This is a genomic window from Streptococcus agalactiae ATCC 13813, assembly GCF_000186445.1.
Lineage (GTDB): Bacteria > Bacillota > Bacilli > Lactobacillales > Streptococcaceae > Streptococcus > Streptococcus agalactiae.
Genome location: NZ_GL636070.1, coordinates 782,409 through 806,061, shown reverse-complemented (window position 1 = coordinate 806,061; position 23,653 = coordinate 782,409). Strand labels below are relative to the sequence as shown.

General features: G+C 34.1%; 24 protein-coding genes. 2 read left to right on the top strand and 22 right to left on the bottom strand.

All coding sequences use genetic code 11. From position 1 onward, the window contains the following. Window positions 1-91: 91 nt before the first annotated feature. The 18 genes from HMPREF9171_RS109215 to dnaG all read right to left on the bottom strand — a co-directional run bounded on the left by HMPREF9171_RS109215 (window position 92) and on the right by dnaG (window position 18,717). Window positions 92-1,240, bottom strand: coding sequence for a glycosyltransferase family 4 protein (locus HMPREF9171_RS109215; RefSeq protein ID WP_000428971.1), 1,149 nt, complete (start codon window positions 1,238-1,240; stop codon window positions 92-94). Then, a complete protein-coding gene (locus HMPREF9171_RS109220; protein WP_000875979.1) occupies window positions 1,230-2,078 on the bottom strand; it encodes a glycosyltransferase in 849 nt (282 codons plus the stop codon). Before HMPREF9171_RS109220 ends, HMPREF9171_RS109215 begins: the two co-directional genes overlap by 11 nt. Beyond that, the gene (locus tag HMPREF9171_RS109225; protein ID WP_000771255.1) at window positions 2,075-3,499 is read right to left on the bottom strand and encodes an oligosaccharide flippase family protein; all 1,425 of its coding nucleotides are present in this window, start codon (window positions 3,497-3,499) and stop codon (window positions 2,075-2,077) included. The genes HMPREF9171_RS109220 and HMPREF9171_RS109225 overlap by 4 nt, the downstream gene beginning before the upstream one ends. Beyond that, window positions 3,499-4,863: a DUF2142 domain-containing protein gene (locus HMPREF9171_RS109230; protein WP_001049702.1), complete on the bottom strand. Its 1,365-nt coding sequence runs from the start codon at window positions 4,861-4,863 to the stop codon at window positions 3,499-3,501. The genes HMPREF9171_RS109225 and HMPREF9171_RS109230 overlap by 1 nt, the downstream gene beginning before the upstream one ends. 1 nt (window position 4,864) lies before the next feature. Beyond that, a complete protein-coding gene (locus tag HMPREF9171_RS109235) occupies window positions 4,865-5,812 on the bottom strand; it encodes a glycosyltransferase (protein WP_000241104.1) in 948 nt (315 codons plus the stop codon). 8 nt (window positions 5,813-5,820) lie between these two features. After that, window positions 5,821-6,756: a glycosyltransferase family 2 protein gene (locus HMPREF9171_RS109240; protein WP_000241102.1), complete on the bottom strand. Its 936-nt coding sequence runs from the start codon at window positions 6,754-6,756 to the stop codon at window positions 5,821-5,823. A 1-nt stretch (window position 6,757) separates the two neighbouring features. Then, window positions 6,758-7,816: an NAD-dependent epimerase/dehydratase family protein gene (locus HMPREF9171_RS109245; RefSeq protein ID WP_000972787.1), complete on the bottom strand. Its 1,059-nt coding sequence runs from the start codon at window positions 7,814-7,816 to the stop codon at window positions 6,758-6,760. Beyond that, complete coding sequence (locus HMPREF9171_RS109250; RefSeq protein ID WP_000981011.1) at window positions 7,816-8,538, bottom strand: IspD/TarI family cytidylyltransferase; 723 nt, start codon at window positions 8,536-8,538, stop codon at window positions 7,816-7,818. Before HMPREF9171_RS109250 ends, HMPREF9171_RS109245 begins: the two co-directional genes overlap by 1 nt. Further along, on the bottom strand, window positions 8,538-9,362 hold the full coding sequence (locus HMPREF9171_RS109255) for a LicD family protein (RefSeq protein WP_000661823.1): 825 nt from the start codon (window positions 9,360-9,362) through the stop codon (window positions 8,538-8,540). Before HMPREF9171_RS109255 ends, HMPREF9171_RS109250 begins: the two co-directional genes overlap by 1 nt. A gap of 24 nt (window positions 9,363-9,386) precedes the next feature. Continuing rightward, complete coding sequence (locus tag HMPREF9171_RS109260; protein ID WP_000037465.1) at window positions 9,387-11,120, bottom strand: SpaA isopeptide-forming pilin-related protein; 1,734 nt, start codon at window positions 11,118-11,120, stop codon at window positions 9,387-9,389. Further along, window positions 11,113-11,466 carry a DUF2304 domain-containing protein gene (locus HMPREF9171_RS109265; protein ID WP_000050394.1) on the bottom strand — a complete coding sequence of 118 codons (354 nt, stop codon included), beginning with the start codon at window positions 11,464-11,466 and terminating at the stop codon, window positions 11,113-11,115. Before HMPREF9171_RS109265 ends, HMPREF9171_RS109260 begins: the two co-directional genes overlap by 8 nt. Further along, entirely contained in the window at window positions 11,463-12,194 is a 732-nt protein-coding gene (locus HMPREF9171_RS109270) for a glycosyltransferase family 2 protein (RefSeq protein WP_000976130.1), read from the bottom strand. Before HMPREF9171_RS109270 ends, HMPREF9171_RS109265 begins: the two co-directional genes overlap by 4 nt. A 1-nt stretch (window position 12,195) precedes the next feature. Then, window positions 12,196-13,137, bottom strand: a complete 942-nt coding sequence (locus tag HMPREF9171_RS109275) for a glycosyltransferase family 2 protein (protein WP_000867340.1) — start codon at window positions 13,135-13,137, stop codon at window positions 12,196-12,198. Beyond that, window positions 13,127-14,281 carry a beta 1-4 rhamnosyltransferase Cps2T gene (gene cps2T, locus HMPREF9171_RS109280; protein WP_001154393.1) on the bottom strand — a complete coding sequence of 385 codons (1,155 nt, stop codon included), beginning with the start codon at window positions 14,279-14,281 and terminating at the stop codon, window positions 13,127-13,129. The genes HMPREF9171_RS109275 and cps2T overlap by 11 nt, the downstream gene beginning before the upstream one ends. A 116-nt stretch (window positions 14,282-14,397) precedes the next feature. After that, window positions 14,398-15,252 (bottom strand): dTDP-4-dehydrorhamnose reductase, encoded by an 855-nt coding sequence (rfbD, locus tag HMPREF9171_RS109285; RefSeq protein ID WP_000600896.1) that lies wholly within the window; start codon window positions 15,250-15,252, stop codon window positions 14,398-14,400. A gap of 89 nt (window positions 15,253-15,341) precedes the next feature. Beyond that, window positions 15,342-15,683 carry a metal-sulfur cluster assembly factor gene (locus tag HMPREF9171_RS109290; RefSeq protein ID WP_000005639.1) on the bottom strand — a complete coding sequence of 114 codons (342 nt, stop codon included), beginning with the start codon at window positions 15,681-15,683 and terminating at the stop codon, window positions 15,342-15,344. Between the two features lie 108 nt (window positions 15,684-15,791). Further along, a complete protein-coding gene (gene rpoD, locus HMPREF9171_RS109295; RefSeq protein WP_000818341.1) occupies window positions 15,792-16,901 on the bottom strand; it encodes an RNA polymerase sigma factor RpoD in 1,110 nt (369 codons plus the stop codon). 7 nt (window positions 16,902-16,908) lie between these two features. Then, a complete protein-coding gene (gene dnaG, locus HMPREF9171_RS109300) occupies window positions 16,909-18,717 on the bottom strand; it encodes a DNA primase (protein ID WP_001873178.1) in 1,809 nt (602 codons plus the stop codon). A 189-nt stretch (window positions 18,718-18,906) separates the two neighbouring features. Between dnaG and mscL the strand changes: the two genes are divergently transcribed. After that, window positions 18,907-19,284: a large conductance mechanosensitive channel protein MscL gene (mscL, locus tag HMPREF9171_RS109305; RefSeq protein WP_000588846.1), complete on the top strand. Its 378-nt coding sequence runs from the start codon at window positions 18,907-18,909 to the stop codon at window positions 19,282-19,284. Window positions 19,285-19,380: 96 nt separating this feature from the next. Here the strand turns inward: mscL and rpsU are convergent, their stop codons facing one another. From rpsU to HMPREF9171_RS109325, 4 genes are all read right to left on the bottom strand, one after another. Beyond that, the gene (gene rpsU / locus HMPREF9171_RS109310; RefSeq protein ID WP_000048058.1) at window positions 19,381-19,557 is read right to left on the bottom strand and encodes a 30S ribosomal protein S21; all 177 of its coding nucleotides are present in this window, start codon (window positions 19,555-19,557) and stop codon (window positions 19,381-19,383) included. 103 nt (window positions 19,558-19,660) lie between these two features. Next, window positions 19,661-20,164: a YkgJ family cysteine cluster protein gene (locus tag HMPREF9171_RS109315; protein ID WP_000249815.1), complete on the bottom strand. Its 504-nt coding sequence runs from the start codon at window positions 20,162-20,164 to the stop codon at window positions 19,661-19,663. Window positions 20,165-20,246: 82 nt separating this feature from the next. Next, the gene (locus tag HMPREF9171_RS109320; protein ID WP_000037656.1) at window positions 20,247-21,053 is read right to left on the bottom strand and encodes a transporter substrate-binding domain-containing protein; all 807 of its coding nucleotides are present in this window, start codon (window positions 21,051-21,053) and stop codon (window positions 20,247-20,249) included. Between the two features lie 323 nt (window positions 21,054-21,376). Continuing rightward, window positions 21,377-22,396, bottom strand: coding sequence for an ammonium transporter family protein (locus tag HMPREF9171_RS109325; protein WP_017643647.1), 1,020 nt, complete (start codon window positions 22,394-22,396; stop codon window positions 21,377-21,379). 103 nt (window positions 22,397-22,499) lie between these two features. On the opposite strand from HMPREF9171_RS109325, the gene HMPREF9171_RS109330 reads away from it, so the two are divergent. After that, a complete protein-coding gene (locus HMPREF9171_RS109330) occupies window positions 22,500-23,627 on the top strand; it encodes an NAD(P)/FAD-dependent oxidoreductase (protein WP_000683740.1) in 1,128 nt (375 codons plus the stop codon). Window positions 23,628-23,653 lie beyond the last annotated feature (26 nt).

Genomic DNA, 23,653 nt, shown 5'->3' with positions numbered 1-23,653 from the left:
GAGCCATATATCAAATTGATATATGGCTTTTTTTATTATTTAAAACAAAAGAATCAATAGGACAATAGCATCAATTTAGTGACACAATCTATTACAGATTAAGTTCTTTTTGAATAATATAATCCAACTTTTCAACTGTTTTTTCCCAGGTGAAATGTTCTTTAATTCTTTTAGCAATATTCTGTTGTAATTTCTCTCTTAATGCCTTATCTTTTACTAATAAATCAAGAGATTCATGGAGTGACTGAGTATTTTCTTCCATGATGATTCCTAACTCAGGGCTATCAATAACTTCAACTGTTCCACCGCGATCTGTTGCAATAATAGCACTCGAAAGTAGACCAGCTTCTAAAATAGAGGTTGGTAATCCCTCTGGATACATTGATGGGTAAACAAAGATATCTGTCTGTGCCATTAAAGACATAGTCTGTTCAAAGTTTAATTTCCCCAAAAAGTTAATCTGTTTGGACTGATATTTCTCTTTCAAATGTGCTAATTCAGGTCCGTCTCCTGCAATCTGTAAATAAACATTTTCAGAGTACTGTGACATCGAAAATGCTTCTAAGAGCAATTCAATGCCTTTTTCTTTAATAATTCTACCAGCATAAGTGATGAAAATATCATCAGCAGATTTTTCAAGGTAAGCCGTACCAGCAAAATCAGAGCCTAGACTTTCAGATACCGAATTATAAATAACTCCTTTAGCTTCTATATTAAAATGTTTTAACCATTCAACGCTTCTCTTGGATACCGCATAAAAATCTGGACGATAGTGCTTAACACGCGCTGTGAGAAGATGTTCATAGATAGCTCCAAAGAAATCTAAAAAACGATTATTGACAGAAAAATGACTTGACCCATGGTCTAAAACAATACTAGGTAAACGGTGCTTCTTTGCAAAAGATAGCCCTTCTAGCGTTGTTAACTGAAAACGTGTATTACAAATCACAAAATCAATATTTTCATCTGAAACATATTTCATCAGCGTGTTGTATTCTCGATTTTTGTTAATAATAGGATAGCGCTGCTTGACAATATTTTTGGTCGGTAAACGGTAAATTTTTCTACCATTGTCTTCATCTATAATCGGTAAATCACCATGATTAGTTGTTACAATAACAACACGGTAGCCACGCTTAACCAAATCTGCTGTCATTTTATCTGTATAACGTTCAATACCTCCGAGGAAGGGTAGATAATATCCTGAGAAAACAGCAACTGTTTTTACCTTATTTTCCATATTTATCCACTTTCATCAATAAGCCATCTTTTAAGCCTTTAATCATAGCAACTAATTTTTTGCTCTTTTGCTCTTCTGCTACCAACACTCGAACAAATTCATTTCGCATAAATACTAAATATTTGTGCCGCTTCTTCTTACCATATTTTTTTATAATATAAATCGCATTGCGTATCATGTAATATTTTCGAAATGGTGAATGATTCAATACATGAAAAACATGGCCAAATTTTTTAACTCGTGAAGAGTGTCCAATTTCGTGTAACAGACCAATAAAATTAACCTGATAAGTCTTATATCCCATCTCTGACAGACGATAATTCATTTCAGAGTCAACAAAATCAATAAACATCTCTTCTGCAAAGCCAGATGTTTCTTCGAAAACGCTCGTTTTCATTAAAGCAGCCGAAGTAATACACTCTTCAATTTCTTTATAGTCAAATTCTTGCATAACTAAATCTTCACGGTTCATATCTTGATACAAACAAGATAACATACCGACCTTAGGTAAATGAAGGTAATTTTCATAATTATCTATCAAATCACCTAGGACAACCGAATCTTGATCTAAAGTCAAGAACCAATCAAATTCTTGTGCTACTGCAAATTGACCGATACAGTTCAAAGCATATGCAATCCCTTTATTTTCTGTTAAATAATCAACAGTTAGGTGCCCCTCTTCATTATAATCGGCTACTAATTGAGAAATTTCTTCCTTATTTTTCGAGCCATTATCTACGATATAGATGTGGCTTACTTGAGGATAAATTGCTCGAATGTTCTGATCTAAGCGTTCAATATTGGGGTTAAAGGTGACAATACCCGCTAAATATTTCATGTTCTATGCTCTTTTCTAAAATCTCTAAATAACTGAATGACTGGTGCTTTGGTTATAAAAACGATACCGACATAGATAGTTACTGCTACTAAACTTTGAATGACATAATTTACCAATGATACTGACATTTGAGTATTGATATAATAGAGTACAGCTCCACTAAGAGTAGCAGCAATTAAATAGCGCAGCATTCCTCTTGTTAATTCTTTAAAAGTAAATACATCTCTTAAAGAGATAGCTTGATATAGGGAGACAATGAATTCAGTAATAACTGTAGAGATAATAGCTCCCATAGCACCTAAAATTGGTATTAAAAGTATATTAAGCACAACATTTGCCACAAGTCCAATAACTGCAGACATTGTGTAAGCTTTTGTACGTCTTGAAGCCAGTAGATACTGTGTCCCTAAAGCGTTACCATAAGAAATGCAAATGATCATCAAAGACTCAACAGCCATTAGCGGCCCGACAGCTTCATACCCTTTCCCAAAAAAGAAGACAGCAAATGTCGACGAAACTCCTACCACTCCCGCAATCATTAACATTGAGATAGCATTGCTTAAATCAACAAGTTTCAAAAGTAAAGCCTTAGCTTGCTTTTCTTTTCCTGCAGAAAATAGACTGGAGAGCCTTGGCAAGAAAACTCCTCCGATTGCTGAAACAATGGTAAATAAAATACGAATAATTTTATCAGATTGATCAAAATATCCAGCACTGACCACACTATCCATTGCTCCCAGCATACTCTTGTTAAGAGAGAGATAAATCTGCATAGTGATTTGGGGTAAAAATAACATTAAAGTTGGTCTTAGATGTACTAAGACATCTAATCTACTAAATGGTATCTTGATGATTTCATGCTTTAAATGATGCCAGACTGTTAAATTTCCGAGTAATGATGCAAATGCAATTAAAAACATATAAAGTGCTAGGTCATCTGGCGTCTTCACAACTAAGAAGGTCAAAACAACTGTAATAAGCTTAACAATGGTATTACGAATGACAATTATCTTAAAGTCTTCAACTCCAATAAAATACCACGAAATATCAGTTGCAGTCGCTAATAAATTAATACCTTGAATTAAATAGAATAATTGCCATTCGTTTGTAAGTAAGACAAATCCAAAGAATAATAACGTTGCTATAGATACAGAGGCAAGTTTTAATACAACTAATTCCCAAAATATCTTACTTCTCTTATACTTATTTGACTGCACAAAAGCTATCTCACGATTACCGTACAAAGATATCCCTAAAGCACCAAATAAAGTAAAGTACATGACAATGGAGCTCGTATAGGCATTAATACCGATACCTTGTGGAGATAGTACACGGGAAACATAAGGAACTGTTACTAAAGGTAACAACAAAGTCAATAACTGGTATGAGGTATTATAAAACATATTTTTCAAAAGTTTCATTAGTTTCTCCTCATAATTAAACTAATAACAGTATCAAATAATAATAAGGCATTTGATACAATTACCAAGCCAGTTAACGCATACGGCACCACTTTTCTTCCTGCCTCATTTAGACGCGCTGGAATACTTGATGCAAAAACTTGTACCAAAAGCAATGTAACAGTAAAGTAACGTCCTTGAACTCCTTCAATGTAGCTTGTTGGCGCTCCACGATATTCTAACATGATAAAAAAGACACCAAGAATTCCCACAAAGAAACTAGCTAAGAAAAGAAATCCCATATTTTTTGACTTAACAAATTTTTCCTCAGAAAACCATACTAGAAAGACCATGAGATACCATACTGATGATACCCAAGTGGGAATAAAATTCTGACTTGGATATGGAGAGGCAAGCCAGGAAGTAATGTCATTACTTAAAATATTGATACCAGCATAATTATAGCCAAATGTCATTACATAACGTCTTAAAACAGCAAGGACACCACCATGTCTTGCGGTCAGAACATAAACTATAGCAAGTGACAAAAAGGTTAGACATAGCCAAAATAGCTTTTTAGATTTAAGACCTTGAAATAAATGTGATAGCTTCTGATTATAGCCCATTAATTTAGGGTTGTTAACCTGCAATAATACCGGTATTACTAGCAATAAAAACAGCCAGTAATTCTGCTTACATGCAACAATGACTAAAAGAATCAATCCTATAAGAGCAATGCTACGATTTTTAGTCAACGATTTATCAACTAAAAGATTTATCAAAAGCGATAAAAATGCTCCAAATACAATGTATCCAGTCGAGTCATAAGATAGACTAGCAAATGAATTTAGAACTACGGGACTGAGGAAAATAGCAAAGTAGATTAACTTTCCTTTTTTCACATACCGGATAATGAGGGCAACCAAGGTGATTGAGACAAAGGAACTAAATAACCTTGCTACTGTAATCATTACCCCTATAGAAGGATACACAAATTTGCCTAAAAATAAGCCAACTGCTGGCACAAGATGACCCCAAAAAACAAAGTTATGTTTAGAATAGTTTATCTCACGAGGCAAATGATTACCATCAACAAAATTGGCTTTATTTAAATAGTATTTTTCAAATCTAGTACCATCTCTATAGGAGGTCGATTGTCGTCTCATACCTGAATCAATATTATATTCTCCATAGTAAGAAGTATCAATAATGTTATTTGAAATACGACCAGACACAGCTAAATGGTATTGTCCATCAGGTTCATTGAAAAATGGCATTAATAGGCTCAATACAATAGTAATCGTTAAGCCTAATATAAAATATGTTTTATGCAAGTTCTTGTCTAGAAAAAACTTTTCAAATAGACGAACTTTTTTGAGGTTCATATTAACTCCTTTTTATATCTTTTAATAAAAACACCAAGTCACGAATGCGATTTGAAAAGCTATCATAGAACCGTTTTTTAGTCATCATTTGTTTAAGTATTGCTACAAAATCTTTATTTTGAGCATTTTTATAACGTTGCTGATTAAAATCCAGATAAGCTTTAGCTTCCCTTAATTGACTAGAGCTACTTTTTTCTAAAAATGGTACAAGGATGATATAGTAACTCAAAACAAAATACAGTTCTTGTAAATGCCTTTCGTAACTTGAGCTCATATTCAAGATATTCCCACTTGCATTCTCAGCATGTCGCTTATGTTCACCAACACTTCTGTTTAAATTGTAACCTGAACCAATGACACCAGATACCCCTGCAAAAAGATTATCATGTGACAAAATTAAATTATCACTGTAAAAAGTCATTACTTGATCAACAAACGACTTGCGTAAACAAAAAGTCCAACCTTGACGATAGTTATGATATGAAAAGTCTAATGGATACTTAGAAATTGTTTCCTCACCATTGAACTTAAAATTATTGGGAATAGTAGCCTCTTCTGATAACTTTTTGATATCAATATCGGCGCTAAGAAGGTTTATATCTTGGCGTTCTTCCATAATATCAACTTGCATCTTATTTTTATGATGATACCATGTGTCATCTTGATCACTAAAAAAGACATAGTCAACCTCATAGGCTAACACATCAATAAGTAATTGACGAAAATTTAAACGCCAACCTAAATTTTTATCATTACTAGTTATTGACCAACCATCTAAACGGTGCTCTTTTATATAGTCTTCAACCACCTTTACAGTATCATCAGTAGAGCCATCGTCCCTCATTAAGACATAGTCTGGTCTCAACGTTTGATTTCTAATTGAATCTAGCTGATCGTGGATGAAACCTTGACCATTATATGTTGCCATCAAAACTGCTGTTTTTACCATATTATTCCTTACTTTTTAAACGCAAATAATAAATCTCTCATACGTCCACTATTAGAGTTATAGAGTCGCCAATTTTTAATCACAAAAGCACTATTATGAATTAATGACAATTTAGAAGCTTCCAATCTTTCTTTTTCAAAGGCTAAGCGTTGATTTAAAGCGACATCATCTTGATATTTGTTGACAACCTTCTGCATGGTTTCGTAAAAATCAACAAATGTTTTTAATCCTGTGATATGTTGTGTTTTAGGCGACTTCCAATTCAAAACAAATTTGCTATTACCACTTGCGTTCCCTCCATATCGAATATGAACTCCTACGCTTTCGTTAAGGTTATAACCATTTCCAATAATACTGGCAGTTGTCTCGATAAGATTATCGTGCGAAATATTAGCTCCAAAAGTCCAATTATCAGCGATAGCTTGCGCAAAATCTCTCTTCATAGCAATGGTCCATCCGGGACGGAATGTTTGATAATCATATACTTTAGGATACTGACTGATTCTATCACTAGAAGAAAAAGTTAGAAAATATGGAACACTGGCTTCTGTAGACATCGTTTTGATATCAACGTCTGCACTCAAAACCTCAATTTGAGGGTTATCTGACATAATGGCAAACTGGCGTTCGTTTTTATCAAGATACCAAATATCATCTTGATCACTAAAAAAGACATAGTCAACCTCATAGGCTAACACATCAATAAGTAATTGACGAAAATTTAAACGCCAACCTAAGTTTTTGTCGTTTTTAACAATTTTCCAGCCTTCTAACCCATGTTTTGCGATATAGTTATTGACGACATTGACTGTTTCATCCGTTGAACAATCATCCCTCAATAATACATAATCTGGTTTTAATGTCTGTTGGCGAATTGAATCAAGTTGTTCAGATATAAATTTTTCGCCATTGTATGTCGCCATTAAAACTGCTGTCTTTACCATATTACTCCTCAAATGCTTGTACTGTTTTTAATATTCCAGATTCAAGAGAAACTTCTCGCTTCCATCCCAACGCTTCTAATTTGGCCATAGTGAGACGTGTTCTCCCCATTTTGCTATAACCTGCACTCATAGTTTTAGGAATATCGAATACTACTGAAATATTTTTATCAGAAAAGAGATCAACTAACTTTTGTGCCAAATCCTTAATCATAATGGGTTGATCTTCATTTGCTACATTGTAAGCTTGACCAACTTCACCATTTAATAAAATAGTAAATAACCCTGATACAGCATCTGCTAAATAACAGAAAGCACGCTCTGCTGTACCACTACTTTTTAAAACGATATCTTTGCCATCAATGACATTCGATAAAAGATCATTCATAATGCGACCATCGTTACCAAGCTCCATACCAGGACCAAATGAATGTGCAATACGAGCAATAGTAAAGGGTACCTTATATTGATCATAGTAACTTTGCAGTAGAGTTTCAGCCATACGTTTGCTTTCTGGGTAACAAGCTCTAGTAGCTAAAATATCAAATCCACCATAAGCTTCTTCATCAATCACTTCTTTAATAGATGTTCCATATACTTCACGCGTTGATAAGAACAAGAAGTTTTCAATTGTTTTTTCCTTTGCAAAGTCTAATAAATTCAATGTACCAATTGTATTAGCTTTTATGATACTAACAGGATTACTTAAAATAGCAGTTGGACTAGCATTGCTTGCTGCATGGATAATGTAATCTACTTTTCCGTCATACTCTAGGCGTTCTTCTACATCATAAGGAATTAAGGTGAAATAATCTTTCCCAACTAAATCTGAAAATTTATCACGGGCTTTTTCAATGTTTCTTGCTGTCGCAATAATTTGCGTTTGGTAATTTCTTGTCTCATTGAGATAGGCTAGTAAAAATACCATATAACTCGCTAACATACTATTAGAACCACTTATTAAAACGGCTTTATTAGCAAGTCTTTCCCAATTAATATAATTTTGGTCACTAATAAGTGCTAAATCTTCTTGTACAATTTTATTACTAAATTTAATCATCATTACATCCCATAAATTTGTTCATTTTCTCTAGCATCATACAAAGCTTTAAACATATAAAAATCATCTGGTGTTGTTATCTTGATGTTTTCATATGGTCCCTCAACAATAGTGAGTTCACGATTGTACATACCCATCAAAGTACTAGAATCAATTGCATCAGTAATCCCTTTGCTAATGGCATCACGTTCAACAGAAAGGATATCTGATAGATAAAAACTTTGTGGCGCTTTAGCAATGAAGGAACGAGTACGATCAACAACTTCAGATATTTTAGAAGAATCATTGACTAGAACAACTGTCTCTTTAGCACGAACTGAAGTTACCGCACTTCCTGTTTCTTTTACTGACTGTATATTAGCATTAATAACTTCTTCATTAATCAATGGACGTACTCCGTCATGAATTAAAACAACGGCATCATCTGTAGCCAGCTGTTCAGCGGCTTCAAGCCCCTTAAAAATTGACATTTGGCCAGTTTCTCCACCTGCAACAACTGCTTTTACTTTCGTAAGGTTGAAACGCTCTACCAGATTATTCATATAATCTAGCCAGTCTGATACACAGACAACTACTACAGCATCAATAGCTTCTGTATTTTGGAAAATATCAATTGTGTGTACAATAATGGGTTTACCATGCACTTCTAGGAATTGCTTTGGTTTACCTTTGGTATTCATGCGACGACCAACACCACCTGCAAAAATAACTCCAATATTCATCATTAACCTTCTTTCCAGTACCAAGTGTAATAACTATGACTTTCTCTCTTACTTTCTGGAGGTAATTCCATATAACTACCCCCATATAATTGATTCAGATAAGCATGCTCATTTTTAATTTTTCGGGTTTTAATGTTTTCAAACATAACATCTTCATACTCAGAAAAAATTTCTCTTGGAAAATATTCTTTCAAGCGATATCTTGAATCGGTATAACCCATGTAAGGAACCTCTTGATTATTATATGTTTCCATCACTTGATCAACAATTTCAGCACGTTTTTTAGCTTGGCCGTGATAAGCGATGAATCGGGGTAGCCCCAAAATTAGCCTTGCATTTGCATAAAGCTTTCGGGAACCGCTAGCAAAATTGGGGTAAGTCGTACACATCAAATTTGCAGCAGCAGAGTGAACTTTTTTAAAGAATCTTTGACGTTCTTCTGCACTCTCTGGTAATCGGTCAAGTGGGAAGATATCAATAAAAATCCCTGTCCAAGGATGAATTCTATCTGTTTTACTTAAGTACATTGACTTTGTGTGATACAGCTTGGCAAATGGCCATAGATTTTTTTCAACAGAATGATGTAGCAATTTAAAATCGCTATTATTAGCATCAGCTAATGCTTTCATCAAACGCTCATACTGGCTTCTTTCTAGCATCAAATCAATATCGTCATCCCATGGAATGAATCCTTTATGTCTCATTGCTCCCAGTAGGCTGCCTCCGCCTAAAGAATATTCAATTTTATTATCACGCGCAACTTTATCAATATAAGCTAACATTTCAAGTTGAACTTCTCTTATTTCTGAGACCGTCATTTCTTTCATAATTACCTCTGTCTAACAGTTAACTCACATTCTTTTAAATACAAATCTTATAGCTGTAATATAGAAAATAAATAAAGCTACCGCAAAAAGAATCACTAGGGTCATGGGTTTGAAAGTTTTCTTTGTTTTTTGACCTTTTGGAGTGTTTGCAAGTGCATTGTATTCTTGTTTGTTGTACTGCATGTCCATTATATAACCATTTATATTATAGTTACCAAATTGTGCTTTAGAAACACTATCTTTATTTACTGTAAAATAAAATGGTTTATTGCTTTGTAAGTAGCCTTTAGGAGATTTTGTCTGTATTAAGAAATACTTATACTTATTAGACAAACCTCGTAATTTAAATAATGATTGGTTACTTTTCACTTGTTTTTTATAGTTATAAGCCCATAACCTAGGATTCAAATCTATATCATTTGAATAGCCATCAATACCTATAATGTTATTTCCTCTAATATGGTAAGCATTTTGGTTAAGATATTCTTTGTTTAAACTCTTAATCGTTTTTTGAGTATTTATCCAAGAGCCATTAGGTTGGTATAGAGATACTTTTTTATCTGCATTCAATCTTCCTAAAATATACTCTGAACCTTGCAATAATCTATTTTGATTGTCGTCATACATGGCAAAATTTATACCATAACTGCTCAAACTAGGTGTCTTTATATAGCCTTTAGAATCCTCGACAAAAATCCCTTGATCTTGTTTTTGATTATCAACAGAAATTAGACTCCGTTTAGTCTCTATGACGCCTTTCTTTTCCTGAGCAACAGACAAATTATAATCTCTTTTTGAAGCAACATGTCCTGTAATCTCTAACTCTTTAATATCAGCATTTGTCAAATCAAAGTCTAACTTATCAATAGAGTGAAGCTTATACAGGCTATTTTGTAATAATTCTTTTTGCTCTGTTTCATCACCACTACTATTTAAAACAATTTTATCACCATCGACACTAATACTGCTATCTATTGGATACAAACGTCCCTCTTTACCTTCTTCCGCAATAATAGGCGCTTGAGAAAGTCGGTAATTGTAATTAGTACTATCTACTACAAAATTAGGGCTAACTCTGACAGTCAGCTGCTTTGAATAAATTGGAATCCTATAAGTAACACGTTTACCGTATTCAACTCCTATAGTATCTCTTTTTTTGTTATTAACAGTTACTCGAGGATTATCTACTCGGGTATTACCAAGATAAATCGTTTCGTTTTTCTGAATATTTTTCAACACATATTCTTGAGTTTCTGCGCTGTTTTCAAAAGCAGTTAAACCAACTGGAATATTACCAATTGCTTTTCCTTTGTTATTTGTGAACTTATAACGTTTATTTTCTGGATTATATAAAACACTTGGCTCTTCTAAGCCATTCATGTAAATTAAATAATCTTTATTCTTTTCAAGCAGTAACCTTACAATAGCAATAGCATCCTGTCTAGTATTTTTTATACCAGAACCAAATCTATAGTTATTATCCATAAGGACTTTTTTACCACTAACTTGGTACTTCCGCTTGATACTATCAAAAGTATAGTGTGTAAAGTCTTTGCTCTCAAACTCCCCCGTCCTCACTTTATCCAATGCTGTTTGTAAATGAATAGCATTAATCTGAACACTGTATTGCGGGGTATTATTATGATAATAATAGGCTGTAATATCTACTTTTTTATCTGTTTTTACTTTTTTATTATTTTGGCAACCTACTAAAAAAAGCATGAAAAACAGACAAATAAAAATATGTTTTTTACTCATCTAAAGTGCTATCCTCTATCTCTTTTTTCAACAAAGAAACCTCTTGAATCAGGCGTTTAATTTGCTCATCTCTTTTGGTATTGCTACTAGTATCAAATAATTCTAAACAAAACAGAAATAAAATAGCACCAAATAACAAGAAATTCATCGTTAAAGCGAATCCAAGGTGATGAGCGATAAATGAGACCACCCCAGGAAATACACTAATAAAGACTAGAATTAAACCAACTAATAGCCAAGGTAAAGAACGTTTAACGGAAAATGTGTTTTTATTAACCATTCTTATAATCATATAAAGTAGGACAATGGCTAAAATAAACATTTCAATTTGCAATGCTAAACTCATTTATCATCCTCCTTAATAAACCCTGCAATAATAATTGATGTTAAAACATCCGTCATATAAAAAATCGATTTTAGGGAACTTATACTTGAAGTACCTGCCTCACGTTCAAACATATTAGCTGTGACTTCCTTCAAACGATAGCCTTTTTTCAAAATCCGAGCAGTTGATTCAGGCTCTGGGTATTGTACTGGATAATGACACGATAAATAAGCTATTAGCGCCGCGTTAGCTGCCCTATAACCACTTGTTGTATCATAGACTTTGTGTCCCGTCGTTAATTTTATAGCAGCAGATATTAAATTTATGCCAAGACGCCTCATTGCTGTCGATTGAAAATTTTGATGTTTTTTATCAACAAAGCGAGAACCAATAACAAAATCTGCTTCGTCATTTAAGATTGGCATAACAACATCTTCAATGCTTCTAATATCATGTTGCCCATCACCATCAAATTGAACGGCAACATCGTAATGATTACGATTAGCGTATAAGTATCCTGTCTGCACACAGCCACCAATACCTAGATTTTGAACAAGGTCAATATGATTTAAACCCAATCTATCTAATAACTCTGGAGTACCATCGGTTGACCCATCGTTAATAACAATATAATCCAGCTCAAAAGGTAGCGAGCGAGACGCCTTAAAATCTACAATAGTCTGGACTGTCTTTGCAACACTACCTTCTTCATTATAAGCAGGTATCACTAGTAAAATTTTTTTCATCATCTTATCTCTTATTGTAATAATTTGTTGCAATCAACCATTTAAACACAACTTGATGCTTAAATTGATTTTTGCTATAACCATATTTCCATAACCACCTTAATCTTGTCATAAAAGGCTGTTTGTCAATTTTTATAAAACATTTAATGAGCTCAAGATCATTAGCCGTCATAATATCACCATACTTATCAACAATTAAGGAAGCTTGCTTTTGTGAGTCATGGATAAGTTTCCAATACCTTGTAAATATAGATTTAGGACCTTCACGAAGTATCTTAAACCTCTTATCCATTGTCCTCGCCCCCAAAACATTATTGTCATGTTGACGGTATAGTTGAGTTGGTAAATCCAAATAAATGATTTCTCCTAAACTTGCTGCTAAGAGTGCTAAAAACCAATCATGCATTAAGATATCATTAGGAGTAAACCACTTCTCAGCTAATGCATGATTTATCATCATAGTCCCACCAGTAACAGTATTCTCAGTTAGTTCTGGTAATAATGTCGTATTGGCATGGTGCGATTGAGCCCGAATCATGCTGTCTTGTAAAATATTTAATTCTTGATTAACAACTTTCAAATCAGTATAAACAAGTAATGGTACATCAGATGCTTTATGCTTTGCTGCCTCTAAACTTACAGATAACTTTTCTGGCAACCATACATCATCTTGATCACTAAAAAAATAGAAATCTGCAACTTCGTAATTAACTAGCGTAAAAAATGATTTAATAACTCCTAAATTATGGTGCTCATTTTCATTAATGAAACGAATTCGAGAATCTTTAGCAGTAAAGTTTCTAATAATATCACATGTCTTGTCACTTGAACCATCATCTCTGATTAGGAGGTTCCACTCTTTAAAGGTTTGCTTTTGGATACTTTCGATTTGCTGCGCCAGAAACTTCTCTCCATTGTAGGTGGCCATTAAAATATTAACTTTCATTTAAAAACAAATCCTCATATTCTTCAACAATTTTTTTCCAAGTATAGTTTTCTTGAATAATGGCTTTTGCTCGATCACCGTAAGTAGATAAATCCTGTTGTTGATCACTATCGTTAATAAGCTTAGCTAAATCCCCCTCTTTTTTAGTCCAGTAAAAACTTGAGAGACCTGCTACTGATTTGTTGAAATCAACATCTAGAACAAGATTCAAATCAGTATTAGCTAAAGCCTCAAGCAGTCCTGGATTAGTACCGCCAACTTCATGCCCATGAATATAAGCAAAGGCTTGTTGACGAACATAATCCAGCAGATCTTTTTCATAGAGCGTACCTACAAACTTAACTCTTTTATCTTGTTGAAGGTTTGTCTTTAAGGACAACTTTTCAAAGTAGGGGTTATTTTGATGGTTACAGATAATAACTAAATCACGCTTAGTATCTGAAGCCATGAACTCCCTAATAGCCGTTTCATAATTGTTTTCAGGGACAAATCGACCAACGATTAGATAGTAACCCTTAGACTTAATATTCCATTTTTTAAACAACTGTTTGACACGTGGATCATCTGATGATAATTTCCTAGAATTAATCTCTGTACCGTAAGCAATGAACCTTGTCTTCACATTAGAGTAGGTAGTTTGAATGTAATTTTCAATACCAATATTATCAGAAATAATTAGGTCTGCATTTTTAGTCATACATTTTTCGGCGTATTTTAAATAACGCTGTATGGGACGAGACCACTTTGATCGCTTCCACTCTAAACCATCCGGATTAACATACAATAAGCCACCGACTTTATGTATTTTATTGGCAAAATGCCAAATAAATGCACCAATTGTATTTCCTAAAATATAAAAAATAGGCTCTTTTAAATCATGTGTCTTAACCAAGTCAAGGGCATAATTAATGGCCATAATATCATAAGCAATCACGCGTGCTGGCCCTAATTGGGGAGGATTTATAGTAAAACAATCAGCGTCAGCAAAGTTAAAATGAGTATGATGTTCTTTATCACTAAGGCATGCAACATGGTATTTTATGTCGTAACTTTTTTGATGATTAATCAATTCTGAAACAAAAGTTTCAAAACCACCGTAACGAGCTGGCAACCCTCTACTTCCTATAATGAAAACATCTTGCATCATCTTCTCCATTCTAGCTAAACAATCCATACAATTATACCATAAATTAGAAAAGTTAGCTAAAAAGAGCAGTAAGCTAAAAGGATTCTCTAGCCTTACTACTCTTTGTTTTGATCTTATTTTTTAACTTCCTGCTTGTAGAACTCTTTTAAAGCATCTTGCCAAGTAGGAATCACAAATCCTGTTGCTTTCGCTTTTTCCAAACTCATAGTTGAATTTAAAGGACGTTTTGCTTTTGCTGGGAATTGACTAGAATCAACAGGCTTAACCTCCACATCTGTGTCTTTTAAGATTTCAACCGCAAAATCATACCATGTTGTATCTTCCTTAGCATCATTTGATAAATGATAGTAACCAAAATCTTTTTGATTTTCAGCTAAATAAGTCATAAACTCAGCCAAAGTACGTGTCCATGTTGGTCGTCCATGTTGGTCGTTAACAACAGTTAGAGTTTTGTGTGTTTTTGCAAGGTTTTGCATCGTAAAGACAAAGTTTTTACCATAGTTACCAAATACCCACGCTGTGCGAATGGTATAGAATTTTGAAGTATATTTTTCAACTAACTCTTCACCCATACGTTTTGTACGACCGTACTCTGTTTTGGGATCAGGCAGATCATCTACTTCCCATTCTTGCCCCACTGGTTTTTCACCATCAAACACGTAGTCCGTCGAAATGTAAACAAGTGTTGCATCATGTTTAGCAGCAGCCTTAGCGACATTCTCTGTACCAGTGACATTGATTGCAAAGTCTAGCTCTTTTCCTTCATCTTCTGCCGCATCAACAGCTGTGTAAGCTGCACAATGGTAAACTAAAGATGGCTTCACCTCTTCAAAGACTTTGTCCACCATCTCGGCATTTGTAATATCCATTTCAGCTACATCAACAGCAACATACTCTTGAGTTCGTTCGTCTAAAAGGTGACGTAATTCACTACCTAATTGCCCGTTTGCCCCTGTAATTAAAATCATTCCTTGCTCCTTTAAAAATAAGTTTAACTTTTAATTCTTCGTTTATTGTACACTAAAAAAGGGAATATTTCATCCCTTTACTCTTTATCTTATGAACGAATTCCCAAAGCGATACGAGCATAACGACTCATCTTATCAACAGACCAGGCTGGGTACCATACCAATTTCACCTCGGTTTCAGTTACCTCTGGGACTGTTTTCATAACATCATGAATTTGATCTGTCAATAAATCTGCTAACGGGCATCCCATAGTCGTTAAAGTCATATCAATTTCAGTTTGACCGTTATCTTCAAAGCGAATCTCATAAATTAACCCAAGGTTAACAATATCTATTCCCAATTCAGGATCGATAACCATCTCCAAAGCTTCTAGGATACGATCTTTTATTTTTCCAACTTCTTCTTCGCTATATTGCTTTACTTCTGACATTATAATACCTCTCTGAAAATATTAATACCGTCTTTAAGATAACTCCTTTGCAAATCATTTTTATTAGAAACTAAACTTCCTATTCTAAAAACGATTATCGAGAAGCAATCAATCTTCCATGAAATCTTTAAGTTGCTTGCTACGACTAGGATGGCGAAGTTTTCTAAGGGCTTTAGCTTCAATCTGACGAATGCGCTCACGAGTAACATTAAATACTTTACCTACGTCCTCTAACGTACGCATTTTACCATCGTCAAGACCAAAGCGTAAACGAAGAACATTCTCTTCACGGTCAGTAAGAGTATCTAAAACCTCATCTAATTGCTCACGAAGAACAACACGTGTAGTATAATCTACTGGATTTTCAATAACTTCGTCTTCAATGAAATCACCCAAATGGCTATCATCTTCCTCACCGATTGGCGTTTCTAGCGATACCGGCTCTTGAGCAATTTTTAGGATTTCACGTACTTTATCTGGTGTCATATCCATGCGTTCTGCGATTTGCTCAGGAGTTGGATCTTGACCAAGTTCTTGAAGAAGATTACGTTGTTCACGGACCAATTTATTAATCGTTTCAACCATATGAACAGGAATACGAATCGTACGTGCTTGATCTGCAATTGCACGTGTTATAGCTTGACGAATCCACCATGTTGCATAAGTTGAAAATTTGAATCCCTTTGAATAATCAAATTTATCAACAGCTTTCATGAGCCCCATGTTACCCTCTTGAATTAAATCAAGAAATTGCATTCCACGTCCAACATAACGTTTTGCAATTGAGACAACAAGACGAAGGTTTGCTTCAGCTAAACGTTGTTTAGCCATTAAATCTCCCTCAGCAACCGCAACAGCCAATTCTTTTTCTTCTTCATTCGTTAAAAGAGGAACAACACCAATTTCCTTCAAGTACATACGTACTGGGTCATTGACTTTAGCAGAATTACTTCCTATGAGCTCTTCATCAGTCAATTCTTCAGGTTTTGGCCCTTCTACCACATACTTTGTTGAAGGATTGCCTTCTTTATCTGTGATTGAAATGCCACCGTCTGTCAATCGTTCTAACAAATCATCAATTTGATCTGCATCTAAAACAAAAGGAATAACAAGTTTTTCTGTTACCTCATCATCAATTGCAGTACCTTGTTTTTTATGATTGCGAATAAAATCCGCAACTTGAACATTAAAAGTTGTATTTCCTTTTTTCTCTGCCATAGGTTCCTCATTCCATATTTCTTTTTTGAGCAATTAAATTTTCTAATGCAGCCAAGGCTCCTTCTTGATCACCTTGATTACTAGATTGTCTAATTAACTGGCTTTGTTTTCTTAAATCACGTTCTTTCAATAAACGGTCACGTGCCTTTTCGACGGCTTCAATCTCTCCAATAGATATTTCTACAGGTAATTGTTCCTCTAAAATCATATAATAAGTACGATTAACTTTGTCACTTTCTTGTGATAAATCATAAGACGTGATCTCACCACTTTCTTTTAGCAACTCATATAAAACCTGTATTTCTGTTGTATCAAAATAAAAATTATCCCTATTACGGAATTCATTTAACAGGTAGGGATGATTCAATAATCGATGAAACAATTGCATTTCTGTTTTAGTGATAGCTGATAACTTACCTGTCTGTGGTAATTGCACTGTAGCACTTGTTTGTACTGAAGATGAAGCTTGTTGTTGACTTCTATGATGCAATCGTTCGTTATTAACCGATTGTTCCACTTGAAAATAATCAAAATCTGGCAAGAGTTCAGCCACTTTTGTAATATATGAATTTTGTGCTGTTATTGATGGAGATTTAGCAATTAATTTCGCTATTTTTTCAACATAAGCAATTTCAGATTGTAAATTATCGGTGTTTTCAGGCTTTAAGTAGTGGATATAAAACTCTGTATTACTGATGCGCCCTTTTTCTAAGAGCTGTTTAAAATCTTCTGCTGAATTTGCTTGTAGAAATTCATCAGGGTCCATTTTATTAGGTATCCTAACGATATCAACAGTCATATCTGATAGCAGTTCTAAAGACTTGTCAATTGCGTTTTGACCAGCTCTATCACCATCATAAGTCAGAACAACTTTCTTAGTAAATCTCTTAAGATGTCTAACGTGTTCATTGGTTAAAGCGGTCCCCATAGAAGCAACAACATTCTCAATTCCTGCACGATAAGCTGCAATAACATCCATAAAGCCTTCCATTAGGTAAACTTCATGTGCTTTATTAATTACAGCACGCGCTTTATCTAAATGGTAAAGCTCGTAAGACTTATTAAAAATAGGGGTAGCACGAGAATTTTTATATTTAGCTTGTTTTCTATCAATGTCCTCTTGGGTCCAAACTCGTCCTGAAAACGCAATGACTTCACCGATATCATTAGTCAACGGAAACATAATTCTATTATTAAATGAATCGTAAAACTGATTGCTATTTTCTGAATAATTGAACAAACCAGAAGACATTAAAGTTTTTTCATCAAACTCTTTTGCCAGACGACGATATAGAAAATCCTGCCCTCCCGGCGATAATCCTATTTGAAAATGTTTAATTAAGTCCTCTGTCACTCCGCGCTCGGCAAGGTATTGTCTAGCGCGTTCACCATCATTAGTTGTCATTAAATAGGCATGGTAAAATCCCGAAGCAACTCTATGAATATCTAAAAGCGACTGATTAGCTTTAGGTTTTTTAGGAACTTGCCCCTTAAAATTAGTATCTAGAGGTATTCCTGAACGTTCAGCTAGAACTTGTACACTATCTAAAAAACTAATATGTTGGTAATCTTCCACAAATTTAAAGACATCACCAGAGCGACCACAACCAAAACAATGAAAAAACTGCCTATCTTCGATAACATTAAAAGATGGCGTTTTTTCTTTATGAAATGGGCATAAACCAAGATGATTGCGTCCTGTTTTTGTCAAACCGACAACTTCACCGATGACATCAACAATGTTAACACTGTTCTTGATTTCAGAAATTTTTTCTTTATCAATTGCCAAGTCATGACCTCCACAGAAATAACCCATTATAGTTTTACATTTGATTATATCATCTTTTCTTTTCTGTGTAAATTTTTTCAAAAGCTTTTTCAAGGATTTCTTCTTCACTGATTTAATATAAAAATTTACAGATAATTTGAAACCTATTATTTGGATTTCTCAAAGGAAATCTGCTATAATGAACGTGAATTAAATAATATTAAGGAGCTTGTTCACATGATTAAAGAACTAAAAGAATTTTTATTTAAGGGTAATGTTTTAGACCTTGCTGTTGCTGTTATTTTAGGTGCAGCTTTTAATGCTATTATCACTTCACTTGTTAAAGACGTTATTACACCGCTTATCCTTAATCCTGTATTAAAAGCTGCTGGCGTTTCAAATATTGCACAGCTTTCATGGAACGGTGTTGCTTACGGTAATTTCTTAAGTGCAGTTATTAATTTCTTAATCGTTGGTACTACTTTATTCTTCATCGTTAAAGCTGCTAACAAGGTTATGGCTAAGAAACCTGCCGAAGAAGAAATTATTGAAGTTGTTGAACCAACACAAGAGCAATTACTTGCTGAAATCCGCGACTTACTCGCTAACAAATAACAAAAAACTCGGATTACCGAGTTTTTTTATTAACTTATAGTTATAATATATGAAAAAACAGCTCAATTCTGAACTGTTTTTTCATATTCTATCTAATTAGAATTTTTTACGTTTGCGAGCTGCTTCTGATTTACGTTTACGTTTTACAGAAGGTTTTTCGTAGAATTCACGTTTACGTGATTCTTGAAGAGTACCAGCTTTAGTCACAGAACGTTTGAAACGACGAAGTGCATCGTCAAGTGATTCGTTTTTACGTACTACTGTTTTTGACATATGTTTCACCTCCTCAAGATATTGTAACATTTTCACGTTCATTTACTAGGATACCCAAATAAAAGCAGATTGTCAATATTTTTATGATACTTTCTCTGGGTTATTATTTCCCTATACGTGATTTCAATTTTTCCACAAAAAGGTATGCCGCTGGACAAGTAAGAGTATTTTTTATCGTTAAGTTATTAATTTGATAGATTTTCTTACGATCAGTATGTGGAAATTCACGACAAGCTTTAGGTCTGACATCGTATATACTACATAAGTTATCATCGCCTAAAAACGGACAAGGCATCGCTTTAAATACTTTGTCTCCATCTTCATCTACTTCTAAAAATAAATCTTCAAAAGCCGATAACTTCATCCGGAAATGTTTAGAAATCCTAGAAATATCAGCTTCTGTAAATAGAGGACCCAAAGTTTTACAACAATTAGCACATGCTGTACAATCAATTTCTTGAAAAACCTCTTGATGTATCTGTTGGACTATTTTATCTAAGTTTTTAGGAGCTTTCTTTTTTAAACTTGCTAAAAATTTACGATGCTCGCCTTGTTTTTGGAGCGCCAAATCTTTATATTTTTCAATATTAATTGAACCCTGAACCATATATTCCTCTGCCTTTATGCTATTATTCTTAGTCAAGCCATATTATAACATCCAAAAAAGCCTATGACTAGCCTTTTTAATATTATTCAACTTGATTGCCAGTTAATTTAGCCGCATCTGAAATATAAACTTTATATTTATCTTCTTTTTCAAGTCTCTTTATCACTTTGTTAACAGTCTTCAACATTTTTCCACTGTCTTTAGGTAAAGCTACAGCCTTAGCATCCCCTTCTCCTGTTTTAAGGGCAAACTTAGCAAGAACAAGGTCTGGATTCTGGGCCAAGTAACCTTCAGCTACGGGTTTTTCTAAATCAACAGCTTCTACCTTGCCGGATTTTAACTCACTAATCGCTTCTCCCATCGCTGTCAGTGACACGACGTGAGAATTTTTGAATGATTTCTTAGAAACTCCCTCTTCGATACTTCCTTTTTGTACTGCTATTTTTTTACCTTTAAGGCTTTCGATTGAAGTATATTTTCCTAAATCAGACTTCCTAACAAGAACCGCATTTTCTGTAGTGTAATAAGGTTTTGAAAAATCATAGACTTTAGCACGCTCTTTAGTATATGATAATCCAGAAATAGCCATATCAGCCTTACCTGTTTGTAAACTTGATAAAACATTGTCAAAACTCATAGGAGATACCTCTAGTTTGACATGAAGCTCATCAGCAATAGCTTGAGCTAACTCAATATCTGCGCCGACAACTTTATCTTTCCCATTAACAAGCGCTTTAAACTCAAAGGGAGCATAATCTGGACTCACCGCTAAAACTAACTTCCCTTTTTTCTCAACTTTATCTTGTAGCTGTTTGTCTGATGAACCACACGCCACCAAAGTAACGACAGATAAAAGAGATAAAATTCCTAATATTATTTTTTTTGACATAAACTATCTTCCTTTTATTATGATAGGAACAAGTATAAATCATCTTTATACATAAGTCAAGTTTTTTTGAATAAAAATTCAGTGAATTACACTGATAACTATGCTGCTGTTAGACAATTTTTAATAACAACTATAACTAATTAAAACAATCACCTTTTAAAAGTACTCCAATTCTTAAAAAATGCTAACTACCATTAATAATCAACTAACTTTCAGAACCTTGTACAGTTGCTGTCTAGTAAGAAAATGATAATAATTCGATTTAGTCACTCTCCTTGCTAAAATAATAAATAAGGTTGAGATGTACATCTCAACCTTATTTATTATTTTCTAAAAATCGCTTTAGATATGATATAGGTCATTATAATTGACAAAAGAATTGTGGTAGCTAATGCTAACAGTTGAACTGGCATATGTGATAATTTAAAGAGACCAACTCCTAAACTTCCCAACAATCCCCCAATACCATTCATTCCAAAGGAGGAAACGACATCATCAATGGCAAAAGCTTTCGCAACGTAATCCGTTACAAAGTAGGTGAAGAGGGATGCAAAGAATGTTACAGCTAATAATTGCCAAGTTAAGAGATACCCAACTCCTGCTGTACTCGTCACAAGACCAACAATAATGCCATTCAATAAGCTTCCTGTTTTCTCTTCCTCACCATTCCACTTAGCAGCCAATGTCCACGCCAAACCACCACCTATAATAGCAAATATAGTATTTAAAAGTATCATAATAGCTTGTGAATTCCACTCACCAACTGGACCCATATTAAATCCAAACCAACCAAATGTAATAAGTATCATTCCTAAAAAGAGACTATCATTTTTAACCTTATTGTGCTGATGTTCACTCTTGCCAATAACATGAGCTAAAATATACGAAGAAAGTCCTGCAGATAAATGAACGACCATTCCGCCTGAAAAATCAAGTACTCCCATCTTTGCAAAAACACCCTCTGAATTCCAAATTAAATAAGCTAAGGGCGTATACACCAAGAAAAGCCAAGAAACAACAGCTAATAAAAGTCGCTTCGTCTGAACTCTATCAATAATTGACCCAATAAGCATTACTACTGCGTAAAGGGCGAAACAAAGTTGAAATAAACAATTTACAATTTGTTTACCATCTGCTTCTTGGAATTGAAAGACAGTTTTAAAATGACCTTCAAATCCTAAAAAATAGGCACCCATGAACCAAGCTATTGTCGTTATCAAAACAGTAAGTACAAACTGATAAATAATCCTTGAAGTCAATGATTGATGTAGCGACCCAAAGTAATAGAATGCAACCCCAAAAATCATGAGCCACATCGATAAAATACATAATAGTAAAAACACAAATAGTCCTTTCTTTACAAACACTCTTTTATTTGTTAAACTGTATTATTGTTAACTGGTTAAGTATTTTATCTTACACATTTATTTTTGTCAAGGAGAAGACATGAAACATTATCAAACCATAATTATCGGTGCAGGCGCTGCAGGAATCGGTTTTGGTTCTGCCATGCAACGATTAGGACTTACAAATTTTCTTATCATTGAAAAAGGGCACATTGGAGAATCTTTTTTAAGATGGCCCAGAACAACACAATTTATCACACCTTCCTTCACTACCAATGGCTTTGGTTTTCCAGATCTAAACGCTGTTATTCCAGATACTTCTCCTGCTTTCTCATTTGAAAAAGAACATCTTTCTGGAGTGGAATATGCACGCTACTTACAATTAGTTGCTGCTCATTATAATCTCCCTATCCAAAACGAAACATCTGTTCTATCTATTGATAAACGAGATAGCCTTTTTGTTATTAAAACTTCAAAGGGAGATTTTTCTGCTGATTATCTTATTATGGCAACAGGAGAATTTCAAAATCCAAATACCATTGATATTAAAGGTGCAGATCTAGGAATGCACTATGGTCAAGTTGATAATTTCCATATCAAATCTGACAATCCATTTATCATCATTGGTGGAAACGAAAGTGCTTGTGATGCACTAACACATCTAGTATATTTGGGAAATCAAGTCGAATTATATACAGATACGTTTGGTCGTAAAGAGAGCAATCCCGATCCAAGCATCTCTTTATCCCCCATAACTAAAGAACGTTTAAAACATATACAAGACCACAAAAAAGAATATTATAGTATCTCTGAAGGCAAGAAAGCCATTGAGATTAAACAAATTGGAAAACAATATCAAGTTACTTTTGATGACGGTAGTACTGCGGAGTCTTTCCATAAACCTATTCTTTCCACAGGTTTTCTAAATACCTGTCATCTCATTGACGGAATCGCTTTATTTGAATACGATAAAAATCAGTTGCCAATAGTTACTGAAGATGACGAATCTACTATCGTTAATAACTGTTTCTTAATTGGTCCAAGCTTACGACAAAGAGATACTATTTTCTGCTATATTTATAAATTCAGACAGCGCTTTGTCCCTGTTATTAATCATATCGCACAACGAGAAGGGATTATATTAGACGAAGATACCCTTGAATTCTTTAAAGAAAATCAAATGTACCTTGATAACCTAGCTTGTTGCGATGTCAATTGTGATTGCTAAAAAATCGCTAGCTTTATTGCTAGCGA